Below are 21,464 nucleotides of genomic sequence, written 5' to 3' on the forward strand. Positions count from 1 at the left end.
GGCAGCGTGTGCCACGTTGCCGCACCACATCACCGATTACTTCAATTGTCTGTAACTCATAGGATGACTAAGCGAATTGCAGTTGTGACAGGTGGAATGGGCGGCCTCGGCGAGGCAATCAGCATCAGATTGCACGACGCGGGCTTCCAGGTGGTCGTCACGTATTCGCCGAACAATACTGGCGCTGACCGCTGGTTGACCGAGATGCACGCAGCGGGCCGCGAGTTCCGCGCGTATCCGGTGGACGTGGCCGACCACGATTCGTGCCAGCAATGCGTGGCGAAGATCGTGCAGGACGTCGGCCCGATCGACGTGCTGGTGAATAACGCGGGCATCACGCGCGACATGACGTTCCGCAAGCTCGACAAGGTCAACTGGGATGCGGTGATCCGCACCAACCTCGACTCCGTGTTCAACATGACCAAGCCCGTCTGCGAAGGGATGGTCGAGCGCGGCTGGGGGCGGATCGTCAACATCTCGTCGGTGAACGGCTCGAAGGGCTCCGTCGGCCAGACCAACTATGCGGCCGCGAAGGCCGGCATGCACGGCTTCACGAAGTCGCTCGCGCTCGAAGTCGCGCGCAAGGGCGTCACGGTGAACACGGTATCGCCGGGCTACCTCGCGACGAAGATGGTGACGGCGATCCCGCAGGACGTGCTCGACACGAAGATCCTGCCGCAGATCCCGGCCGGCCGCCTCGGCAAGCCCGAGGAAGTCGCGGGCCTCGTCGCGTACCTGTGCTCGGAAGAGGCGGGCTTCGTGACGGGCTCCAACATCGCGATCAACGGCGGCCAGCACATGCATTGACGCGCGGCGGCCCGGGCGGCATTCGTGCGCGCCCGGGCCGTGCTCCCGCAGTATCCAGTGCCGGAGCAGCGTGCACGCGCGTTGCGCCGGCCTCGCATTCCGGAGGCGGCATGGGTGAAACCTGGATGGGATTCGCGATCGGCGGATCGGCGCTGACCGTCGCGCTGACGATGACGATCGTGCTCCACTGGCTCGAGCGGCGCCGTGCGCGCCTGCTGCGGGATTTCGATCATCGCGACTGCTGGCTCGCGGCATACGGCAAGCGCGCCGCGTGCGGCGCCGTGCGGCGGGATCGTCGCGCGCGCGGCGGCCGGGCGATGACGGTTGCCGCGTCGCGGCAGGGTGGCGCGGCGGAGTGACCGGCGTGACGATCAGCGCATGCGCCGTGCGGCATCCCGCTTCCGCCCGGCGCGTCGTCCCCCCGTCGTCATTCACCGGCGCTGACGCCGATGCGCGGTCGGGCGTGCGCGACACCGCTCACTTGCGCGGGAACGTCCCGCGCACGCAGTCCGTCGTCCGCAATCAATCGCTCTTGCCGTCCTTGTGGAAGACCCGCTTCGTCGTGCGCTTGGTGGCGTCCCAGCCTTCGCGCGACGCATGCGCGATGCCGTGGCCGACCGTCTTCGCGGCGCTGGCGGTGGCATGGCCGAAGCTGCGTGCGGCTTCGCCGGTCTTGTGCGCGGCTTCCTTCGAATCGCGCTTGATGTCCTGCTTCACTTCGGACATATCCGCGTGCGCGATCGGGCTGATCAGCGCAAGGATGAACGCGGTGCAAATGAACTGACGACCTTTCACGACCTGATTCCCATAAAAGTATTCAACGAGGATCCGCACGGCCGGCAGGCGGCGGACGAAGCGCGCCGGCCGCCGATGCGTCGAGCATCACCGCGGCGCGGCCGGTCAGCAGCACGCGCTCGCCGCAGCGAAGCGTGAAGCCGTACAGCACGGAGTTGGCGTCGCCGCTCAGGCGTTCGGCATCGACGGTCAGCGGCATGTCCAATGTATCGCGCGCGTCGAGACGATCGACGAACGCGTCGACGCTGCGCACGCTCGCGAGGTAGCCGACGCGCGGGCGGTCCTGCGGCGCGCCCAGCAGTGCGCCGTGCACGGCCATCGCCTGCGCCGCGTATTCGATCCCGCAGACCGACGCGAGCCGGCCGTGCGAGCGCAGCGGGTTGTGCGGATCGCGGTGGCTCGTTGCCGTGCAGCGGATCCGCACGTCGTCCCACGCGTCCACCGTATCGAGCACGCACATCGTGCCTGCGTGCGGAATGTGCGCGGCGATCCATGCATGGTCGAGCGGCGGCGTGAGCGGGGGCGTGGCCGTCATTGCGCGCGCTCCGCGATGAGTTCCGCGATGTGTTCCGCCATCGCGACGTCGACCTGCACGCTTGTATCCGCGAGATAGTCGAGCACGACGCTGGCCGAACGGCGCGCAGCGAGCGCGGCGAGCAGCGGCAGCGCACGCGCGGCCGGATTGCCGGCGCGCAACGCCTCGAGTTCGGGCGACGCGAGCGTCGTCGCGGGCGTTTCGGTGAGTTGCACGTCGATGCGCGCGAGCGATGACGCGCTCGGATCGGGCACAAGCGCGGGCACAAGCACGAGCGCGACGCCGAACGCGTCGACGATCGGCCGCACCGCGCGCAGCGGCTCCGGATAGTCGGTGTCGTAGGCGATCAGCAGGCTCGGCACACGATCGACTGCGACCTGGCACAGGCATTCGAGCAGACCGGCGGCAAAGCTGCCGTCGTACGCGCACAGCACGTTCGACGTCGCCATCGCGCGGGTCGCGATGCTCCAGTAGCCGGCCGGCGCGTTGTGCACGGAATTGTGAAAGCGCGTCGGCGACAGGTGGCGATCGTCGCTCGCGAGGGTTTCGCAGATCGCGTGGCAGTTCTGGCCGTCGCCGCCGGACGCGCTGAACACGGTCGCGAGCGTTGCCGCATCGCGCCCGCTCGCGGCCACGGCCTCGTGGCCGGCCGCGAGCGCGACGCGCACGACCGGGCCCGTGCGGCGCCGCTCGGCCGACGGCAGGCCGACGGGCGGCGGCAGCACGGTGCGCGCCGGCACGTAGGCCGCGCGGCCCGCGAGCACGTCGGCCGCATGCGGCCAGTCGTTCAATCCCGGCCCGACCAGGCCGATGCTTTCGATGTAGGCGGTGAGTCTCATGGCGTCGGTCAGCGGCGCGCGCGGTCCGCGCGGCCGAGAATCAGGCTGCAATTCGTGCCGCCGAAGCCGAACGAATTGGTGAGGACGGCGCGCACACGGGCATCGCGGCTCGCCAGCACGTAGTCGAGCGCGAGCGCCGGATCGGGATGCGTCGTGTTGACGCCGGCCGGCACGAACTGCTCGCGCAGCGCGAGCGCGGCGACGACCGCTTCGAGCGCGCCCGCGGCGCCGAGCGTGTGCCCGGTTGCGCCCTTCGTCGAGCTGCACGGCGTGCTGCGGTCGAACAACGTATCGACCGCGCGGCTCTCGGCCGCGTCGTTGCTCGGCGTCGCGGTGCCGTGCAGGTTGATGTAGTCGATGTCGCCCGCGCCGAGGCCGGCCGATGCGAGCGCCTGCTCGATCGCGACACGCGCGCCGAGCCCTTCCGGATGCGGCGACGACATGTGATGCGCGTCGCTCGATTCGCCGAGACCAAGCAGCAGGATCGCGTCGTCGTCGAGCGCGTCGGGTGACTCCGGGACGCGCTCGACGAGCGCGAACGCCGCGGCCTCGCCGATCGAGATGCCGTCGCGCGCGACGTCGAACGGCCGGCACGGCCGGCGCGACAGCAGTTCGAGCGAGTTGAAGCCGTACAGGGTCGTCAGGCATAGCGAATCGACGCCGCCGACGACGGCCGCGTCGATCAGGCCCGCCTCGAGCATGCGGCGCGCGGAGCCGAACACCTTCGCGCCGGACGAGCACGCGGACGAGATCGCCATCGCCGGGCCGCGCAGCGCGAAATACGCGCGCACGAACGCGGCCGGCGAATACGGGTTGTGCGTGTGCGCGTAGCGGAAGTCGGCGGGCAGCGCGCCGCTCGCCGGATCGCGGCGCTGGTAGGCGCGCTCGGTCTCGAGGATGCCGGCCGTGCTCGTGCCGACGAACACGCCGACGCGCGCCGCGCCGTAGCGCGACACGGCCGCCGCGACGCGCTCGCCGAAGCCGTCTTGCATGAGGCCGAGCTGCGCGAGGCGGTTGTTGCGGCATTCGAAGTCAGCGACGTCGGCGCGCACGGGCTGCGCGTCGACGCCATGCACGGCGCCGATCCACGTGTCGAGGTCCGCGCGCTCGAAGTCGCACGGCACGAGGCCGCCGCGGGCGTTGCGCAGCGCGTCGAGAGTCGCGTCGAGGCCGCGGCCGATGCAGCTGGTGGCGGTGAAGTGCGAGAGCAGCAGAGGTTTCACGAGGGTCGAATCCGGTGGCCGGAGCGGGCGCCGCAGCGGGGCTGGACGGCGCGCCGATCGTGCTCAAATTTTATCAAACGGGTGATCCTGGACGGCCGTCTGGCCGACGGTCGCTCCAGGCGGTTCAGGCGCGAGCGCGGCGCGCAGCGTCGTCCAGCGCAATTGCGCGTCGGCAGCCGCGCGCAGCACCGCCGGCAGCACGCCGAGCACGACCGGCTCGCCGCGCGCGTCGCGCGCCGCATGGCCGTCGTGGACGAGCAGGATGTCGCGCGGCGCGAGCCCGTGCAGCAGGCGGCGCGCGACCGTGTCCGCGTCGCGCGCGCGCGTGTCGAACCCGCGCCGCGTCCAGCTCGCGAGCTGCAGGCCGAGTTCGCACAGCACGGGTTCGAGAAACGGATTGCGCAGGCCCGCGGGCGCGCGGAAGAACAGCGGGCGCGTGCCGCTGATCTCGGTCAGCGTCTGCTGCGCGGCCGCGATCTCGCGCCGCAATGCGGCGGGCCCCGACAGCGAGAACGTATGCCGGTGCCGCTGGCTGTGGTTCTCGACCGCGTGGCCACGCGCGACGATCGCTTCGATCCACTGCGGGTATCGGCGTGCGACCTCGCCGATGCAGAAGAATGTCGCACGCGCGTCGTAGCGGTCGAGCAGGTCGAGCACGCGCGGCGTGACGTCCGGGTCCGGGCCGTCGTCGATCGTCAGCGCGATCCGGCGGCCCGCGCCGGCCGGCAGGCGGGTCCAGTTCGGGCCGAGCAGCGCGCTCTTCGGCCACAGGCCCGCCGCCGTCAGCGCGAGATGCGACGCGACCACGCTGCCGGCGGCCCACGGCCACGCGGCCGGCTGCGCGACGACGGCCGCGGCCGCGCCCGCATGCAGCGCGGCCGCGCCCGCGATCAGCGGCGTCGGCTTCCAGCGGCGCGCGTCGCCAGGCTGCGGCTGCGGCGACGGAACGGATGACGGTGCGTTCATGCGCGGCCTCCGTGCGGACGATCGCCGGGCGCGGCGGCGGCCGTTGGCGCGAGGATCGCCGCGAACGCGAGCGCGAGGATCGCGCCGGGGCCGACGGTCAGCCCGAAGGTTTCGAGGAGCGGCACGCGCGACAGCGCGAGCAGGCCGAAGCCGGCGACCGTCGCGAGGTTCGCGATCAGCAGCGACACGAGCGTGTACGGCGTGACGGGCTGCGCGTCGCCGCGCTTGCAGAAGAACAGCGCATAGTTCGAACCGACCGCGACGATCAGCAGCATCCCGACCAGGTGCAGGATCGTCAGCTGCACGCCGGCGAGCGCGAAGCCCGCGGCCACGACCAGCACGGCCGCGACGAGCGGCGCGAGCGCGCGCACGACGCGGCGCGGCGAGCGCAGCGCGATCAGCAGCAGCACGGCGATCGCCGCGAAGCCCGCGAGCGACAGCCGGATGTCCTCGTGCACATAGTTCACGTACAGGCGGTCGGCCTCGGCTTTCATGTCGACGAAGAGCGCGTCGGGCACGCCGGCGTGCGCGACGGCGGCGCGGATCGGCGCCGCGTCGAGCCCCTTTGCGGGTTGTGCGGCGTCCGGCGCACGCAGCGCGAGCATCGCGCTCCAGCGGCCCGCGCGCTCCGTCAGCAGCGCATCGACGGCGAGCGCCATCGACGTGCCGCGCAGGTCCGCGCGCGTCAGCAGCGGCGCGTGGCGCGCGGCTTCGGCATCGGCGATGAACGGCGCAAACAGGTCGGGCTTCACCGCGATCGGCTGGTTCGCGACGGCGTCGCGCATCCGCGCGGCGAGTACGTCCGCGTCCGGCAGGCTCGCCTGCCGCGCGCGTTGCGCCGCATCGCTCGGCAGGAAGCGCGCGGGGCTGTCGAAGCCCGCGAGCGCGCCGCTGTCGACGAGCGGTTGCAGTTGCGCGGCGACCTGCTCGGCGCCCTCGAGTGCCGCCTGTTCGGTCGCCGCGGAAATCACGACGAGGTAGCGCACGTCGGGCGCGCCGACGTCGGCGCGCAGCCGCGCGTCGAGCGCCTGCGCGCGCGCGGGCACCGGGCTCAGCGCGGCGAGCTCGCGGCTCCACAGGCCGTCGCCGTGCAGCGCGAGCGTCGCGCACGCGGCGGCCACGAGCGCCGCCAGCGGCCAGCGCAGCCGCGGCGCGGCGCCGGCCGCACGCGCGAGCACCGCGCCGATGCGCGACACGTCGCGGATCGCGACATGGCCGCCACGCAGATGCGGCAGCACGAAGCGCGTGACGAGCGCGGCGGCCGTCAGCCCGGCGATCGAATACAGCCCGAGTTGCACGAGGCCCGGGAACCCGGAGAACAGCATCGACGCGAAACCGCACACGGACGTCAGCACGCCGAGCCGGATCGTCGGCCAGTATGCGGCGACCCACGCGCGCGTCGCATCGGCCGGGCGCGCCGCGCCGCGCGATCCGGCCTGCGCCGATTGCACGAACAGGTAGATCGAGTAGTCGACCGCTTCGCCGATCAGCGTCGTGCCGAAGCCGAGCGTCAGCCCGTGGACCGTGCCGAACGCGACGCTGACCGCCGCGAGCCCGGCCGCGACACCCGACAGCACCGGCAGCAGCCCGAGCGCGAGCGTGCGCGGCGAGCGGTACAGCGTCAGCAGCAGCGCGACGATCAGCACGACGCTCGCCGTCGACAGCCGCTCGACGTCGTGCCGGATCGTGTCGCGCGAGTCGACCGAGAACACGCCGGGGCCCGTCATCGCGAGCGTGTACGCGGCCGCGTTCGGCACTGCGTGCGTCGCGGCGGCGAACGCGCTGCGCACCGCGTCGATCGCGCGCGCTTGCGCGTCGGTGTCGGAACCGGCGGCGGCCGTCTGCGCGACGAGCACCGCGCGCGCGCCGTCGCGCGACGCCCACACGCCGTCTCGCACGGCCGGCTGCGCGCTGCTGTCGAGCTGGCCGACGAGCGCGGAGACTTCACCCGTCGGATCGCGCGGCAGCATCGCCTTCGCGACGAGCCCCGCGGACGAGCCCAGCAGGTCGAGGCTGTCGCCGAGCGCCGCGTGCAGGCCGTCGGCGGTGAAGCGCTGCGGCGTCACGGCCGGGCTCAGCAGGTAGCGGTGGTCGAACACGAACTGCTGGTCGCGCGCATCGTTGACGGCTTCGCCGTTGTTGACCGCCGCGAACTGCGGGTCCACCCGCAGCGTGCCGGCGATGCGCCGCGACAGCGCCGCGCGCGTCGCCGCATCGCCACCGTCGATCGCGACGAGGATCAGCCGCGACACGAGGCCGTCGCGCAACTGGTCGACGAGCACGCGCTGCCCGGCGCTCGGCGAGCGCGGCAGGAACGCGGACAGGTCGGCCGTGAAGCTCGCGCGGCCGATCGCGAACCCGCACGCGAGCAGGCCGAGCAGCCACACGAGCACCGCACGCCGCTGCAACACGTGCAGGCCGCGGGCGACGGGCGCGGGCCGGGTGCGTTCGTTCATCAGTTCGCCGGAACGGGTTGCAGCCGCATCAGCGAATGGTCGCCGTCGGCCTGGCGGATCGCGACGCTGCGCAATACGTCGCGCGTGCCGTCGAGCGTGATCGTGCTGACGACCTTCAGCATCCGCGTGTCGAGCGGCGTGAGCGTCAGCGTCCAGTCGTCGCCGCGCCCCGTGAGCGCGACCTTGTACACCTGCTCCAGCGCGAAGCGGTTGCCGGCGAGCGTCGCGCGGATGCTGTCGATGAACGCGCCGAGTTCCGGATAGCGCGCGAGCGCGAGCGTGTATTTGCGGTTGTTGCGCTCGACGGTCAGCATGTCGCCGTCGACGACGAGATGTTCGGGCTTCGGGCTCAGCGTGTGCTTTTCGAGATGATCGGGCGCGACGAACACGAGCTCGCCGGACGATTCGAGCGGCTGCGCGGCGATCGACAGGTACTTCGTCTCGGTGAACGTCGCGTGCCCGGACTTGTGCTGCGCGAGCGTGGCCATCAGCCGGTCGAGGTTCCAGGTCGAACCTGTGTCGGCCGCATGCGCGGGCGCGGCCAGCGCGACCGTGGCGGCTGCAGCGGCCATGGCGAGCGTGCGGACGGCGCGGCCCAGCACGAGCGGGAACGCAAGCGAGATGCGACGGAGTGGGTGAACGGGACGAAGGCGGTGAACGGCGGTCATGCGTCAGAGGTCCCTCGTGGCGGACAGGTCGGCGCGCGCATCGGCGCATCGGCGCGGCGCGCGGCGGCGGCCTCGCCGCCCTGCCAGAAATCGAAATAGTTGAACCAGTTGTACGGCGCCGCGCGGCAGTACTTGTCGAGCAGCGCGACGTAGCGTGCGAGCGCGGCGTCGACGGCCGCCGCGCGGGCATCGCGCCGCACGTCGGAGAAATCGGCGAGCGGCTCGAAGTGCACATCGTAGCGGTTGCCGTCGCGATAGAGGCCCGTCATGAAGATCACCGGGCGCCGCAGCATCGCGGCCATGTACAGCGGCCCGAGCGGGAACGCGGCTGGCGCGCCGAGCAACGGCAGCCGCCGCAGCGACGCGGCGGCGTCGTCGAGCAGCGTGCGGTCGGCGAGCATGCCGATCATGCAGTTCGCGTCGAGGCGCTCGCGCACCTTCAGCATCGAATCGACCTGCCCGAGGCTGATCACTTCCGGTTTCGCGGCGGGGTTCACGGCGGCGAGCGTCGCGTTGATCTTGCGCGCGTTCTCTTCATACATCGTGACGACGACGCGCAGGTCCGGTTGCGTGCGGCCGAGCGCGCGCACGACCTCGAAGCTGCCGAGGTGCGCGCCCATCAGGAAGGCGCCGCGGCCGCCGGCAAGCGCGTCGTCGACGAGCGTCTCGCCGTGCAGGCGGATGTCGAACAGGTCGAAGCGTTCGTTCATCAGGTAGATGCGGTCGTGGATCGTCGCCGCGAACGTGAACACGTGCCGGTACACGTCGCGCCAGCGTGCGGGGCGGCCGAGCACGCGGCCCAGGTAGTCGCGCGACGCCGTGCACGCGGCCGGCGAGAACAGCACGAAATACGCGGCGACCAGATGCAGCACGACGCGCGCGCGCCGGCGCCCGAAGCGCAGCGAGATCCACGTCATCGCGCGCAGCAACCCGGCGTTGCTGCGTTCCTGGCGTTCGGCCCAAGCGGTGCGCTTCATGGCTGTGCGGCGTCCTGCGCGGCCGGCGGCACGGACAGCACGCCGGTTGCGACGTCGCGGCGTCCGGCGCGCACCGTGAAGCGGATCGAGCCGCTTGCCGCTGCATCGAGCGCGAGATCGAGTGGCTCGCCGGGCGCGACCGGGCTCAGGAATTTCGCGGAGCCGAGCCGCCATGTGTGCAGCGGGCGGTTCAGCGCCGCGCCGATCGCGTGGATCGCATGGTCGAGCAGCACGACGCCCGGCACGATCGGATGGCCGGGGAAGTGGCCGGGCAGCGCCGGGTGATCGGCGGGGATCGTGAATGCAAGCGTGCCGGGATCGCGGGCATCGAGGTCGGACGCTGGCGTCGCGATGGCGGCGGTAGCGGCGGTAGCGGCGTTAGCGGCAGTAGCGGCGGTAGCGGCAGTAACGGCAGTAACGGCAGTAACGGCAGTAACGGCAGTAACGGCAGTAACGGCAGTAACGGCGGTAGCAGCAGTGGCGGCAGTAGCGGCGGTAGCAGCAGTGCCGGCGCCACTGCCGGCACCGGCCGCATGCGTGTGCTGCGCGACGAGCGCGGCGAGCACGTCGCGCGGCAGCTTGCCGGTTTCGTTGCGCGGCAGCGCGTCGACGAACACGAGCGGGCGCGGGAGGAACGCCGGATCGATCCGCTCGCGCAGCGCGCGCTGCAGGTCCGCCGCCGCGAGCGTCGGCGCGACGACGAGTGCGACGAGGCGCGTGACCGGTTCGAAGCCTGCGGCGTCGGGCGCCGGCGCGGCTTCGTCGGGCATGAAGAACACGCCGTCCGCCACACCGGGAATCGCGTTGAGCTGATGGTTCAGGTACGCGAGCGAGGTGCGCTTGCCGGCGATGTTGACGAGGTCCGCCTTGCGGCCGTGCAGCAGGAAGCGGCCGTCGCCGAGCAGTTCGAGCGCGTCGCCCATCGGCACGGGCGTCTCGACGTGCCCGCCGGACACCCAGACCGTCGGCCCGCTGTCGTCGTCGGCGGGGGTGTCCGGATTGTCGCGTGCGTCGAGGCGGATTTCCGGAAACAGTTCCCACGTCGCGCCCTGCGACGTGCGGCGCGTCGCGATCTGGCCGGTCTCGGTGCTGCCGTAGATCTCGACGAGCGGCGCGCCGAGCGCGGCCTCCGCTTCGCACGCCAGCTTCTCCGCGAGCGGCGCGGTCGCCGACAGCACGAGCGCCGCGCGCGGCAGCGCGTGACCGGCCGACAGCAGCGCGCGCAGGTGGATCGGCGACGTGACGAGCACCCGCGGCTGCGGGATCGCCGCCAGTTCGTCGCGGATGTCGACCGGGTAGAACGGCTGGCGGTTGCTGAACGCGAGCCCGCCGATCAGCGCGAGCAGCACGGTCGACTCGAAACCGTACATGTGCTGCGCGGGCACCGTGCCGATCAGCGTGAATGCGCGGCCGTCGAGCAGCCCGAGGCGGTCGGCCGCCGCGCGCACGCAGCCGACCAGGAAGCCCCAGGTCTTGCGGTGCGGCACGGGCGCGCCGGTCGAGCCGGACGTGAACACGTACGCCATGATCCGCGCTGCGTCGATCTGCGGCACCGCGAACGGTGCGTCGTCTGAATCGTCGCCGCGCGCGGCGTCCGGATACGCGAAGCGCGGCAGGTCGATCGCGCAGTCGGGCGCATCGTGCAGGCAGAACGCGTCGGGGGCGAACGTCGCGAGCTGGCGGACCATTTCCGGCGTGTGCGTCGACGGCAGCAGGCTGACCTTGCCGGCGACGAGCGCCGCGCACAGGCTGACGGTGAAGCGGTAGCGGTCGCGGCACACGTTGAACACGTGGCCGCCCGCGGGCAGCGCGGCGGCGACGCGGGCGACGTCGGCGAGAAACGCGCGCACGGTGACGGGCGTGCCGTCGCACCAGGCGATCGTCTGGTCCGGCGACGAATGGAATACCAGCGGGTAAGTCGGCATAAATCGGCAGAAACGGAAACGGAAGCCGGCGCGGCCGCGATGCGGCGCCGCGCAGGCCGTGAATTCATTGTGAGGCCTGTGTCGTCGCGCGGTACGCGCGCACCGCGTCGACCATGCGCGGCCGCGGCTCGTGCGGCAGCGCGAAGCGCCGGCACGCGTGCTCTGCGGCGAACATCACGGCGACGAGCGGCAGCGACAGGTAGTTCGCGAACGTCGACCACGCGACGATCGACGCGGTCGCGAACATCAGCGTCGACACGGCGGCGATCGCGACGAAGAACAGCGCCCACGCGGCCGTGATCTGCCGCGTGTAGCGCGCGACGGCCGGCGTGACGGTGCCGTGGATCATCGCCGCGAAGCGCGTGCACAGCGGCACCTGGCCCGCCGCGAGCGTGCGGCCGAACAGCAGCGCCATCGCGAGGTTGAAGCTCAGGTGCTCGAGATACAGGCCCCATTCGAAATGGCGCGCGAGCGGCGCGCGCGCGGCCCACAGCGCCGCGGCGGCGAGCGTCCAGGCGGGGACGAGCCACGCGCGCCGCGGCGAGCGCAGCGCCGCGCCGAGCGCAAGCAGCAGCGGCGGCACGAGCGCCATCGCGAGCCCGAAGCCGTGCGCGCCGGGCGTCGCGGCCGCGTAGTGCGCGCCGGCCTGGTACGCGACCACCGCGCCGACCGCGACGGCGCCGCGCGCGATGCGCTGCGGCGCGCTCATCGGTGGCCTCCGGGCGCCCGGCGCAGCCGGCCCTCGCACGCGGCGGCCGCATTGCGGCAACGGGCGGGCGGGCAAACCGGAACGGGGCAAACGGGCTGGCGCGGCATGGCTGGATACGTGAAAGCGGGTCGGGGGCCGGACGCGGTCGTCAGGCCGTCAATCGTCAGATGAATGGCGGCCGGAATGGACGTCCGGGCCGGTTGTCGTGCACGCACATTTTAGGGCCCCGGCCGGGCGTGTTCCGGACGGTCGGCTGCGGGTTTTGTAACCGATTGTATGGCGCCGCACGCAGGGTTCCACGGGGCCGATTCATAGCCATCCAAAGCGGCTCAAGCGTCTCGTGCGTTCGCGTCCCAAAACGGGCGCCGCCGCGTGCCCGGACGTCTGTAACCCTTTCGCCGTATACGTCCCGATACCCATCGTCTAGAATCCGCGTAACTTTTACCAAACGATCCCCAAATAACGCGGGCGGGGTAGCCGGAAGACGCCGGAGGGACGGAAGAATTTGCACGCGCCGCGCGTGCGCGAGACTGCCGTTTCCGGGCGCCCACCGATGCCGTGAGGTGCCTGCTTGCACGCATGATGAACGCACTGGAACAAGAGCTCGCCACCCTGATCATCGGCGAACTGAATCTCGAAGACGTCCCGCTCGACGCAGTGACCGCCGAGACCCCGCTGTATGGGGAAGGTTTCGGGCTCGACTCTATCGACATCCTGGAAATCGCGCTGCTGATCTCGAAGAAGTACGGCTTCGAGCTGCGCTCGGACAATCCGGACAACCAGAAGATCTTTGCGACGCTCGGCGCGCTTGCCGCCTACGTCGCCGCGCATCGCGCGAAGTGACGGCGTAGCGCGCGGACGCGGTCCGGCACGCACGACGCGCCGTCGCGGCACGCGCTCGATGACGACGGCACGCAGCGGCGGGCGCCATTGCGCCGCCGCATCGATCAACGTGGAACGCGCATGGGAGGAGCAATTCGATGCGAGCGCTCGTGACGGGCGGCAGCGGTGCACTCGGGCAGGCGATCTGCGCGGCACTGGCGCAGGCCGGCCATGAAGTGTGGGTGCACGCGAACCGCCATCTCGCGCAGGCGGAGGCGGTCGCGCAGCGGATCGTCGCGGCAGGCGGCGCCGCGCACGCGATTGCGTTCGACGTGACCGACGCCGACATGACGGGCGCCGCGCTGGCGCGGCTCGTCGACGACGCGCCGGTGCAGATCCTCGTCAACAACGCGGGCATTCACGACGACGCGCCGATGGCCGGCATGTCGCGGCAGCAATGGCACAGCGTGATCGACGTGACGCTCAACGGCTTCTTCAATGTCACGCAGCCGCTGTTGCTGCCGATGATCCGCACGCGCCGCGGGCGGATCGTCAACATCGCATCGGTTGCGGGCGTGACCGGCAACCGCGGGCAGGTCAACTACGCGGCCGCGAAAGCGGGGCTGATCGGCGCGACGAAGTCGCTGTCGCTGGAGCTCGCGTCGCGCGGCATCACCGTCAATGCGGTCGCGCCCGGCATCATCGAATCGCCGATGGCCGAGCACGCGTTTCCCGCCGAGCGCATCAAGCAGCTCGTGCCCGCGCAGCGCGCGGGCCGTCCCGACGAAGTCGCGGCGATGGTCGCGTATCTGGTGTCCGATGCGGCGGCCTATGTGACGGGGCAGGTGCTGTCCGTCAACGGCGGGCTCGCATGACGCCGCGCCTGTCGGCGACAGCCGATCGCACCGCGACGTCGTCGAACTTCGCGGCATCCTGAGGAAATCGAAGTGTCAGTGCATCCTGTCGACGCCGAACGGCGTCCGTCATCCGTGTCGTCCGCGCCAAAACCGTTCACGCCCGGGTTGGCGGCAACCGCGTCCGCTGCATCCGGAATGGCCGCGCCCGAACCCGCCGCATCCCGATCGATCGCCGCCGAATCGGCCGCGCCGCTCACGAACGGCGGCCAAAGCGCGCTCGGGCTCGTCCAGGTGAGCGATGCGCGGCTCTTCGCATGGCTGCGCGATGCAGGCACGCGTGGTGACGCATTCGCGCGCGAATTTCCGGGTGCCTTGGGCGCCGTGTGCATCGGCGCAACCGCTGCCGATGCGCTCGCGCAGGCGCTGGCCGACGCTGCCCCCGATCTGCCGCTCGCGCCGGTGCAGATGACGCTGCTCGCGCCCGGCGCCGCGCCTGCGTTGCCCGGTGCTGCGCCTTCGGCGTGCGATGACGCCGCCGTCTGCGAAATCTGGCACTGCGACGCGCGCGACCTGCGCAGCGTGCGCCGTGGCCCGCTGCATTACCGCTACAGCGAAGCGGCGGGGCTCGTGTTCGGCAGCATCGTCGTGCAGGAGACGAACGACGTGCACCCGGACGGCGGCACGCCGCTCGAGCGCGCGACGCACGACGCGTATCGCGCGCTGTTCGACGTGCTCGGCACGCTCGGGATGCCGCATCCGCTGCGAATCTGGAACACCCTGCCGGCGATCAATGCGGAGCAGTTCGGCATCGAGCGCTATCGTCAGTTCAATATCGGCCGCCAGCGCGCGTTCGACGCGTGCCGCCGCCCGCTGACGGGCGGCGTGCCGGCAGCGTGCGCGCTCGGCTCGGTCGTGCCGGTGTCCGGCGACGGACCACCGGCCGCGCCGCTCGCGATCCATTTCCTCGCGAGCCGCACGCCGGCCGATCCGGTCGAGAATCCGCGCCAGGTCAGCGCGTTTCACTATCCGGCGCAATACGGCCCGCGCGCGCCGACGTTCGCGCGCGCGGCGGCCTGGACGGGCGCCGCTGCCGCGCCGGTGCTGTTCGTGTCGGGCACCGCGAGCATCGTCGGGCACCGCACCGTGCACCACGGCGACGTCGTCGCGCAAACGCGCGAAACGATCGCGAACCTCGCCGCCGTGCTCGAGCAGGCCGCGCAGCAAGGGCACGGCCCGTTCGCGCTCGCCGACCTGACCTACCGCGTCTACGTGCGCGCGCCCGCCGACGCGGCCGCGCTCGCCGCGATCGATCGCGCGCTGCGCGACGCGGCCGGCCCCGACGTGCGGCCGCTGTACGTACAGGCGGACGTGTGCCGCGCCGACCTGCTGGTCGAGATCGAGGCAAGCACGGGGCACGCGGTGGAGCGGCTGTCGTGAAGCGCGCGGGCCTGACGATCCGCGAACCGTCGCCGCGCACGGGCGGCATCGACGAAGCCTGCCGCCGGTCGCCGGCAGGTCATAAACTTTTGTCAGGATCACCGTCTCCGCAATCGGCCGTTTCCATGTCCACGCCTCGCGCCTCGTCCACCCATCTCGTGCTGATTCCGAGCTACAACCCGGGCGTCAAGGTCGATACGACCGTGCGCAGCGCGCGCGCGCAGTGGAACCCGGTGTGGGTCGTCGTCGACGGCAGCACCGACGGCAGCACCGAGCGCCTGCAGGCGATGGCCAAGGGCGACCCGGGGCTGCGCGTGATCGTGCTGCCGGAAAACCGCGGCAAGGGCGCCGCGGTGCTCGCGGGGCTCGACGCGGCCGCCGCGTGCGGCTTCACGCACGTGCTGACGATGGATTCCGACGGCCAGCATCCGGCCGACCTGATTCCCGCGTTCATGGCCAGGTCGCAGGCGGCGCCCGATGCGATGGTGCTCGGCCTGCCGAAGTTCGACGCGGACGCACCGCAGTTGCGCGTGCAGGGGCGGCGACTGTCGAACCTCTGGGCCGACGTCGAGACGCTGTGGGCCGGCATTGGCGATTCGCTGTTCGGCTTTCGCGTGTATCCGGTCGCGCCGCTTGCCGCGATCATGCATCGCCAGCTCTGGATGCGCGGCTTCGACTTCGATCCGGAAGCGGCCGTGCGGATGTGCTGGGCCGGCGTGCGCCCGCTCCGCATCGACGCGCCCGTGCGCTACTTCGGCGCGCAGGAGGGCGGCGTGTCGCACTTCCATTACGGCCGCGACAACGTGCTGCTCACGTGGATGCATCTGCGGCTCGTCGCCGGCTTCGTGCTGCGGCTGCCGATGCTGGTCGCGCGGCGGCTGATGCGGCGTCGCGGGCAGGCGGCCTGACCTTCACCGCAGTTGATCCAGATCGTCGTTCAGACGTCATTCCGATGCCTAGAATCCAGTTGCGCGCGACGCGGCTGCGGCGATGCCGTCGCAATGGCGTGTGCGCAACCGCTCGCGCGCAGGCAATCCCGACAACGTTCATTCGTCAGGGGGAATCGTCATGGCGACTTATGTGGTTCTCGCAAACTTCACGGACCAGGGCATCCGCACGATCAAGAGCACCCGCCAGCGCGCGGGGCAGGTCGCGGAAATGGCCCGGACTTTCGGCTGCGAAATGAAGGAGGTGTTCTGGACGCTCGGCGCATTCGATATCGTCACGATCATCGAAGCGCCGGACGAGCAGAGTCTCACCGCGTTCGGCTTCGCACTCGGCTCGGCCGGCAATGTCCGCACGCAGACGCTGCGCGCGTTCACGAGCGCCGAGGTCGGCGAAATCATCGCGAAGATGTAGCGCGCGAGCGGCGATCCTGCGCGCATGCCCATTCCTCGCCTGCGCACGCGTGCGTCGGTGCGGCAGGGCGATTTCTCGACATGCGCGCTCTTTTCCTTCCATCCGGCGTCGCGTGACGCGGCGTGTTCGCCCGCGGGAGCGCGGCATCCGTCCCGATGTGCGACGCGGGATGCGCGACGTGCGGCGGATTCGACGCATCCCGTGCGCATGCGTACCCGCGCGCATGCCGCGCCGCGCAACCTGCAGCGCGTGCGTACAGTCCCGACTTGCTTTCACCCGATTACTGACTAAGGTTGAATGACGGTCAAAGGGCCGGAAGGGGTGACAGCCCGCGTCGCGCACGCGACGTGTCGCAGACCGCGATTGCATCGCGCATCACGCATGCGCAGGCGATACGTTTGTGCTGATCCCCGCAACGGCGGCGCGCCCGCCGGCGACGCGATCCGTTGCCGGGCCGGATGCGCGTGCTTCGGCGGCATCACTTCACCGAGCCGCGCCGCATCGACGGACGCCCCGTCAGGCTTCGCACCCTCACGGAGGCGAGTCATGAGCACGGTCGCGCGTTTTCATGTCGACTACACGCAGTATCTGGGGCCCGACGGCGAGCCGGTGCAGCCGTTGCCCGCCTTCGCGCAGGATCCGGCGGCGCTCTTGCCGCTCTATCGCGCGATGGTGCTGACGCGCGCGTTCGACGCGAAGGCCGTCGCGCTGCAGCGCACCGGCAAGCTCGGCACGTTCGCGTCGTCGGTCGGGCAGGAGGCGATCGGCGTCGGCGTCGCGAGCGCGATGCAGACGGACGACGTGCTGTTTCCGTCGTACCGCGACCATGCGGCGCAACTGCTGCGCGGCGTCACGATGGCGGAGAGCCTGCTGTACTGGGGCGGCGACGAGCGCGGCAGCGATTTCCAGGCCGCGCGGCACGACTTCCCGAATTGCGTGCCGATCGGCACGCAGGTGTGCCACGCGGCCGGCGCCGCCTACGCGTTCACGCTGCGCCGCGAGCCGCGCGTCGCGGTGACGATCTTCGGCGACGGCGGCACGTCGAAAGGCGATTTCTACGAGGCGATGAACATCGCGGGCGCGTGGCAGGCGCCGCTCGTGCTCGTCGTCAACGACAACCAGTGGGCGATCTCGGTGCCGCGCACGCGGCAGACCGCCGCGCAGACGCTCGCGCAGAAGGCGATCGCGGCCGGCATCGACGGCCGGCAAGTCGACGGCAACGACGTGATCGCGGTGCGCCAGGTGATGCTGGAGGCGCTCGACAAGGCGCGCCGCGGCGGCGGCCCGACGCTCGTCGAGGCACTCAGCTACCGGCTCGGCGATCACACGACGGCCGACGACGCGACGCGCTACCGCGATGCCGACACGGTCGCGCAGCAATGGGAGCGCGAACCGCTGATCCGGCTGCGCACCTATCTGACGCGGATGAACGTGTGGGACAAGGCGCAGGACACCGAACTCGGCAAGTCGTGCTACGCGCAGGTCGAGGCGGCCGTGCAGGACTATCTGGCGGTTGCGCCGCCCGACACGTCGGCGATGTTCGACCACCTGTACGCGACGCTGCCGCAGGCGCTGCGCGAACAGCTCGACACGGCGCTCGCGTTCGCGCCGGTCGCGGGGAACCATCATGGCTGACCTGAACCTGGTCGAAGCGGTCAATCGCGCGCTCGCATTCGAGCTCGCGAACGATCCGTCGGTGGTCCTGCTCGGCGAGGACATCGGCGTGAACGGCGGCGTGTTCCGTGCGACCGTCGACCTGCAGTCGCGCTTCGGCGCGGAGCGCGTGATCGACACGCCGCTCGCGGAAACGGGCATCGCCGGCGCCGCGATCGGGATGGCCGCGATGGGGCTGCGGCCCGTCGCCGAGATCCAGTTCACGGGCTTCATCTATCCGGTCATCGACCACGTGCTCAATCACGCGGCGCGGCTGCGGCACCGCACGCGCGGCCGGCTGTCGTGCCCGCTCGTAATCCGCTCGCCGTGCGGCGGCGGGATCCACGCGCCCGAGCATCACTCCGAAAGCCCGGAGGCGCTGTTCGCGCATATCCCCGGGCTGCGCGTCGTGATGCCGTCGTCGCCCGCGCGCGCGTACGGGCTGCTGCTCGCCGCGATCCGCGATCCGGACCCGGTGATCTTCCTCGAGCCGACGCGCCTGTACCGGCTGTTCCGGCAGCCGGTCGAGGACGACGGCGAAGCACTGCCGCTCGATACCTGCTTCACGCTGCGCGACGGCGCAGACGTCACGCTCGTGAGCTGGGGCGCGGCGCTGCAGGAAGTGCAGGCGGCTGCCGACCGGCTCGCGCAGGAGGGCGTAATGGCCGACGTGATCGACGTCGCGACGCTGAAGCCGCTCGACACCGACACGATCCTCGCGTCGGTCGCGAAGACGGGCCGCTGCGTGATCGTGCACGAGGCGCCGCGCACCGCGGGCCTCGGCGCCGAAATCGCCGCGACCATCGCCGAGCGCGGGCTGTATTCGCTGCTCGCGCCGGTGCAGCGCGTGACGGGCTACGACGTCGTCGTGCCGCTGTTCCGGCTTGAAAACCAATACCTGCCGAGCGTGGAGCGGATCGTCAGCGCGGTCAGGAAGACGCTGGAGGCGTCGTGACCATGAAGATCTTCAAACTGCCGGATCTCGGCGAAGGGCTGCAGGAAGCGGAAATCGTCGAATGGCACGTGAAGACGGGCGACACGGTCGCGACCGATCAGCCGCTGCTGTCGGTCGAGACCGCGAAGGCGATCGTCGACATCCCGTCGCCGCAGGCGGGCCGCATCGCGAAGCTGTTCGGACAGGCAGGCGACATCGTGCATCTCGGCGCGCCGCTCGTCGCGTTCGAAGGCGAGGGGGGTGACGCGGACGCGGACGCGGGCACCGTCGTAGGCAAGGTCGAAGTCGGCGCGCAGGTCGTGCATGAAGCGCCGGCGGTGCTCGGTGGCGGGGTGGGCGGCGGCATCGGCGGCGGCGCGGGCGCGATCAAGGCGATGCCCGCGGTGCGCGCGCTCGCGCGCAAGCTCGACGTCGATCTCGCAATGGTCACGCCGTCGGGCGCGGACGGCGTGATTACCGCGGCGGACGTGCAGCGTGTCGCGAAGGTGCTCGCCGAGGTCGGGCCGGCGGAAGTGCTGCGCGGCGTGCGGCGCGCGATGGCGCAGAACATGGCGCGCGCGCAGAGCGAGGTCGCGGCGGCGACGGTGATCGACGACGCCGACATCCACGCGTGGGCGCCGCGCACCGACGTGACGATCCGGCTGATCCGCGCGCTCGTTGCCGGCTGCCGCGCGGAGCCCGGGCTCAACGCGTGGTACGAAGGGCACACGGGGCGGCGGCACGTGCTCGCGAAGATCGACGTCGGCATTGCGGTCGACCTGCCCGACGGGCTGTTCGTGCCGGTGCTGCGCGATGTTGCGCATCGCGACGCCGCGGATCTGCGCGCCGGCCTCGACCGGATGCGCGACGACATCCGCGCGCGCAAGATTCCGCCGGAAGAAATGCGCGGCAACACGATCACGCTGTCGAACTTCGGAATGATCGCCGGCAAGTACGCGGCGCCCGTCGTCGTGCCGCCGACGGTCGCGATCCTCGGCGCGGGCCGCATCCACGACAGTGTCGTGCCGGTCGCCGGCGCGGCCGCCGTGCACCGGATCCTGCCGCTCAGCCTGACGTTCGACCATCGCGTCGTCACGGGCGGTGAGGCGGCGCGGTTTCTCGCGGCGGCGATTGCGGATCTGCAGGCGGCGGAATAGGTACGCGCGCCGTCGCATTAATCAACGCGGCATTCGTGCTGTATTTGCGGCGACGCGTTTTCAATCTGTAACGGTGTTGTGCCCGGCGGTTCAATACAGCCCCGGGCAATACACGTTGCACGTACGGTTACCGGCCGCCGGCCCGCATCCGGGTGGTTCCTGACGGGCGATGCGCGACTCCGCACGCATGAATTCGCCCGTGTTGACACTTTTCATCATTCTGACGATCGCGTCATGACGGCGATTGAACGCGTATATGTTGTCAATTCCGTCATTAATTCAATCCTGATCAGTAATCGATATGTCATTACATGTAAACGTCTGGTAATTTTCTGCCGACTTATGCAAAATCCCCGCTTCTAATAAAACCACCGAGGGGTCACAAATGCAGTTGAAGAAAGCGGTTGCGGCAAGTGGAGTGGCGTTTCTGCTGAGCGCGTGCGGCGGGGTGCAGAACCTCGACGTGAACGGCCTGACGTCGGCGGGCACGAGCATGTTGAAGGCGGCGACGCTGTCGGACAGCGACATCGTCGCGCTGTCGAACGACTCGTGCAAGGCGAGCGATGCCGAATCGAAGATCGCGCCGGCGAATAGCGCGTACTCGAAGCGCCTGACGAAGGTGATGAAGGGCTTCGGCGACGTGACGCTGAACGGCCAGAAGGTCAACTACAAGGTCTACGTGACCAAGGACGTCAACGCGTGGGCGATGGGTAACGGCTGCGTGCGCGTGTACAGCGGCCTGATGGACATGATGAACGACGACGAGCTGCGCGGCGTGATCGGCCACGAGATGGGCCACGTCGCACTCGGCCACTCGAAGAAGGCGATGCAGACCGCGTACGCGGTGAGCGCGGCCCGCACCGCGGCCGGCGCGGCGTCGCCGGGCGTCGCGGCGCTGACGAACTCGCAGCTCGGCGACATCACCGAGAAGTTCATCAACGCACAGTTCTCGCAGACGCAGGAAAGCGCAGCGGACGACTACTCGTTCGACCTGCTCAAGCAGAAGGGCATGACCCAGAAGGGCCTCGTGACCGCGTTCCAGAAGCTCGCGAAGCTGGACGGCGGCCAGAGCTCGATGATGAGCTCGCATCCGTCGTCGACGAGCCGCGCGCAGCACATCGAGACCCGCATCGCGAAGGGTAGCTGATCGCGGCGGCGGATTTTCGCCGACGGCAACGAGAAAGCGCCGGCGGGCCGGCGCATCAGGCTGTCACCCAAACCCCACGTGTTTCGGCGCGTGGGGTTTGGCTTTTTTCAGGCGCCGGCGGGAGCGGCGCATTGGACGCATGTACGCGGCGGCGCGCGCCGAGTGGCGAACCATCGCGGTGCGCAATCGACATGCGCG

General features: G+C 70.8%; 21 protein-coding genes. 11 read left to right on the forward strand and 10 right to left on the reverse strand.

Annotation, left to right across the window (positions count from 1 at the left end):
• Positions 1-63 precede the first annotated feature (63 nt).
• Positions 64-807, forward strand: coding sequence for an acetoacetyl-CoA reductase (gene phbB / locus ACV22Z_RS15305; RefSeq protein ID WP_448077137.1), 744 nt, complete (start codon positions 64-66; stop codon positions 805-807).
• 110 nt (positions 808-917) lie between these two features.
• A complete protein-coding gene (locus tag ACV22Z_RS15310) occupies positions 918-1,166 on the forward strand; it encodes a hypothetical protein (RefSeq protein ID WP_448077138.1) in 249 nt (82 codons plus the stop codon).
• Positions 1,167-1,329: 163 nt separating this feature from the next.
• Here the strand turns inward: ACV22Z_RS15310 and ACV22Z_RS15315 are convergent, their stop codons facing one another.
• From ACV22Z_RS15315 to ACV22Z_RS15360, 10 genes are all read right to left on the reverse strand, one after another.
• Positions 1,330-1,602 (reverse strand): hypothetical protein, encoded by a 273-nt coding sequence (locus ACV22Z_RS15315; protein WP_448077139.1) that lies wholly within the window; start codon positions 1,600-1,602, stop codon positions 1,330-1,332.
• Between the two features lie 22 nt (positions 1,603-1,624).
• Positions 1,625-2,137, reverse strand: coding sequence for a hotdog family protein (locus ACV22Z_RS15320; protein ID WP_448077140.1), 513 nt, complete (start codon positions 2,135-2,137; stop codon positions 1,625-1,627).
• Positions 2,134-2,976: a beta-ketoacyl synthase chain length factor gene (locus ACV22Z_RS15325; protein ID WP_448077141.1), complete on the reverse strand. Its 843-nt coding sequence runs from the start codon at positions 2,974-2,976 to the stop codon at positions 2,134-2,136. Before ACV22Z_RS15325 ends, ACV22Z_RS15320 begins: the two co-directional genes overlap by 4 nt.
• Before the next feature lie 8 nt (positions 2,977-2,984).
• Positions 2,985-4,199 (reverse strand): beta-ketoacyl-[acyl-carrier-protein] synthase family protein, encoded by a 1,215-nt coding sequence (locus tag ACV22Z_RS15330; RefSeq protein ID WP_448077142.1) that lies wholly within the window; start codon positions 4,197-4,199, stop codon positions 2,985-2,987.
• A gap of 63 nt (positions 4,200-4,262) precedes the next feature.
• Positions 4,263-5,165 (reverse strand): polysaccharide deacetylase family protein, encoded by a 903-nt coding sequence (locus tag ACV22Z_RS15335; RefSeq protein ID WP_448077143.1) that lies wholly within the window; start codon positions 5,163-5,165, stop codon positions 4,263-4,265.
• Complete coding sequence (locus tag ACV22Z_RS15340; RefSeq protein ID WP_448077144.1) at positions 5,162-7,621, reverse strand: MMPL family transporter; 2,460 nt, start codon at positions 7,619-7,621, stop codon at positions 5,162-5,164. Before ACV22Z_RS15340 ends, ACV22Z_RS15335 begins: the two co-directional genes overlap by 4 nt.
• Complete coding sequence (locus tag ACV22Z_RS15345; protein ID WP_448077145.1) at positions 7,621-8,289, reverse strand: outer membrane lipoprotein carrier protein LolA; 669 nt, start codon at positions 8,287-8,289, stop codon at positions 7,621-7,623. Before ACV22Z_RS15345 ends, ACV22Z_RS15340 begins: the two co-directional genes overlap by 1 nt.
• Positions 8,286-9,266: an LpxL/LpxP family acyltransferase gene (locus ACV22Z_RS15350; protein ID WP_448077146.1), complete on the reverse strand. Its 981-nt coding sequence runs from the start codon at positions 9,264-9,266 to the stop codon at positions 8,286-8,288. The genes ACV22Z_RS15345 and ACV22Z_RS15350 overlap by 4 nt, the downstream gene beginning before the upstream one ends.
• Positions 9,263-11,191 (reverse strand): AMP-binding protein, encoded by a 1,929-nt coding sequence (locus tag ACV22Z_RS15355; RefSeq protein ID WP_448077147.1) that lies wholly within the window; start codon positions 11,189-11,191, stop codon positions 9,263-9,265. The genes ACV22Z_RS15350 and ACV22Z_RS15355 overlap by 4 nt, the downstream gene beginning before the upstream one ends.
• A gap of 64 nt (positions 11,192-11,255) precedes the next feature.
• Positions 11,256-11,900 carry a hypothetical protein gene (locus ACV22Z_RS15360; RefSeq protein WP_448077148.1) on the reverse strand — a complete coding sequence of 215 codons (645 nt, stop codon included), beginning with the start codon at positions 11,898-11,900 and terminating at the stop codon, positions 11,256-11,258.
• A 579-nt stretch (positions 11,901-12,479) separates the two neighbouring features.
• Between ACV22Z_RS15360 and ACV22Z_RS15365 the strand changes: the two genes are divergently transcribed.
• The 9 genes from ACV22Z_RS15365 to loiP all read left to right on the forward strand — a co-directional run bounded on the left by ACV22Z_RS15365 (position 12,480) and on the right by loiP (position 21,266).
• Entirely contained in the window at positions 12,480-12,743 is a 264-nt protein-coding gene (locus ACV22Z_RS15365; protein ID WP_448077149.1) for a phosphopantetheine-binding protein, read from the forward strand.
• A 137-nt stretch (positions 12,744-12,880) separates the two neighbouring features.
• Positions 12,881-13,597, forward strand: coding sequence for a 3-oxoacyl-ACP reductase FabG (gene fabG, locus ACV22Z_RS15370; protein ID WP_448077150.1), 717 nt, complete (start codon positions 12,881-12,883; stop codon positions 13,595-13,597).
• A gap of 72 nt (positions 13,598-13,669) precedes the next feature.
• Positions 13,670-15,016, forward strand: a complete 1,347-nt coding sequence (locus ACV22Z_RS15375) for a chorismate transformation enzyme, FkbO/Hyg5 family (RefSeq protein ID WP_448077151.1) — start codon at positions 13,670-13,672, stop codon at positions 15,014-15,016.
• Positions 15,017-15,141: 125 nt separating this feature from the next.
• The gene (locus ACV22Z_RS15380) at positions 15,142-15,924 is read left to right on the forward strand and encodes a glycosyltransferase family 2 protein (RefSeq protein WP_448077152.1); all 783 of its coding nucleotides are present in this window, start codon (positions 15,142-15,144) and stop codon (positions 15,922-15,924) included.
• Between the two features lie 160 nt (positions 15,925-16,084).
• Positions 16,085-16,375 (forward strand): GYD domain-containing protein, encoded by a 291-nt coding sequence (locus ACV22Z_RS15385; RefSeq protein ID WP_448077153.1) that lies wholly within the window; start codon positions 16,085-16,087, stop codon positions 16,373-16,375.
• Between the two features lie 546 nt (positions 16,376-16,921).
• Positions 16,922-18,010 (forward strand): pyruvate dehydrogenase (acetyl-transferring) E1 component subunit alpha, encoded by a 1,089-nt coding sequence (gene pdhA, locus ACV22Z_RS15390; RefSeq protein WP_448077154.1) that lies wholly within the window; start codon positions 16,922-16,924, stop codon positions 18,008-18,010.
• Complete coding sequence (locus tag ACV22Z_RS15395) at positions 18,003-18,983, forward strand: alpha-ketoacid dehydrogenase subunit beta (protein ID WP_448077155.1); 981 nt, start codon at positions 18,003-18,005, stop codon at positions 18,981-18,983. Before pdhA ends, ACV22Z_RS15395 begins: the two co-directional genes overlap by 8 nt.
• Positions 18,984-18,985: 2 nt before the next feature.
• On the forward strand, positions 18,986-20,119 hold the full coding sequence (locus ACV22Z_RS15400; protein WP_448077156.1) for a dihydrolipoamide acetyltransferase family protein: 1,134 nt from the start codon (positions 18,986-18,988) through the stop codon (positions 20,117-20,119).
• A 385-nt stretch (positions 20,120-20,504) separates the two neighbouring features.
• Positions 20,505-21,266, forward strand: coding sequence for a metalloprotease LoiP (gene loiP, locus ACV22Z_RS15405; RefSeq protein WP_448077157.1), 762 nt, complete (start codon positions 20,505-20,507; stop codon positions 21,264-21,266).
• The last annotated feature ends 198 nt before the right edge of the window (positions 21,267-21,464 follow it).

It is taken from the genome of Burkholderia sp. PU8-34 (genome assembly GCF_053427725.1).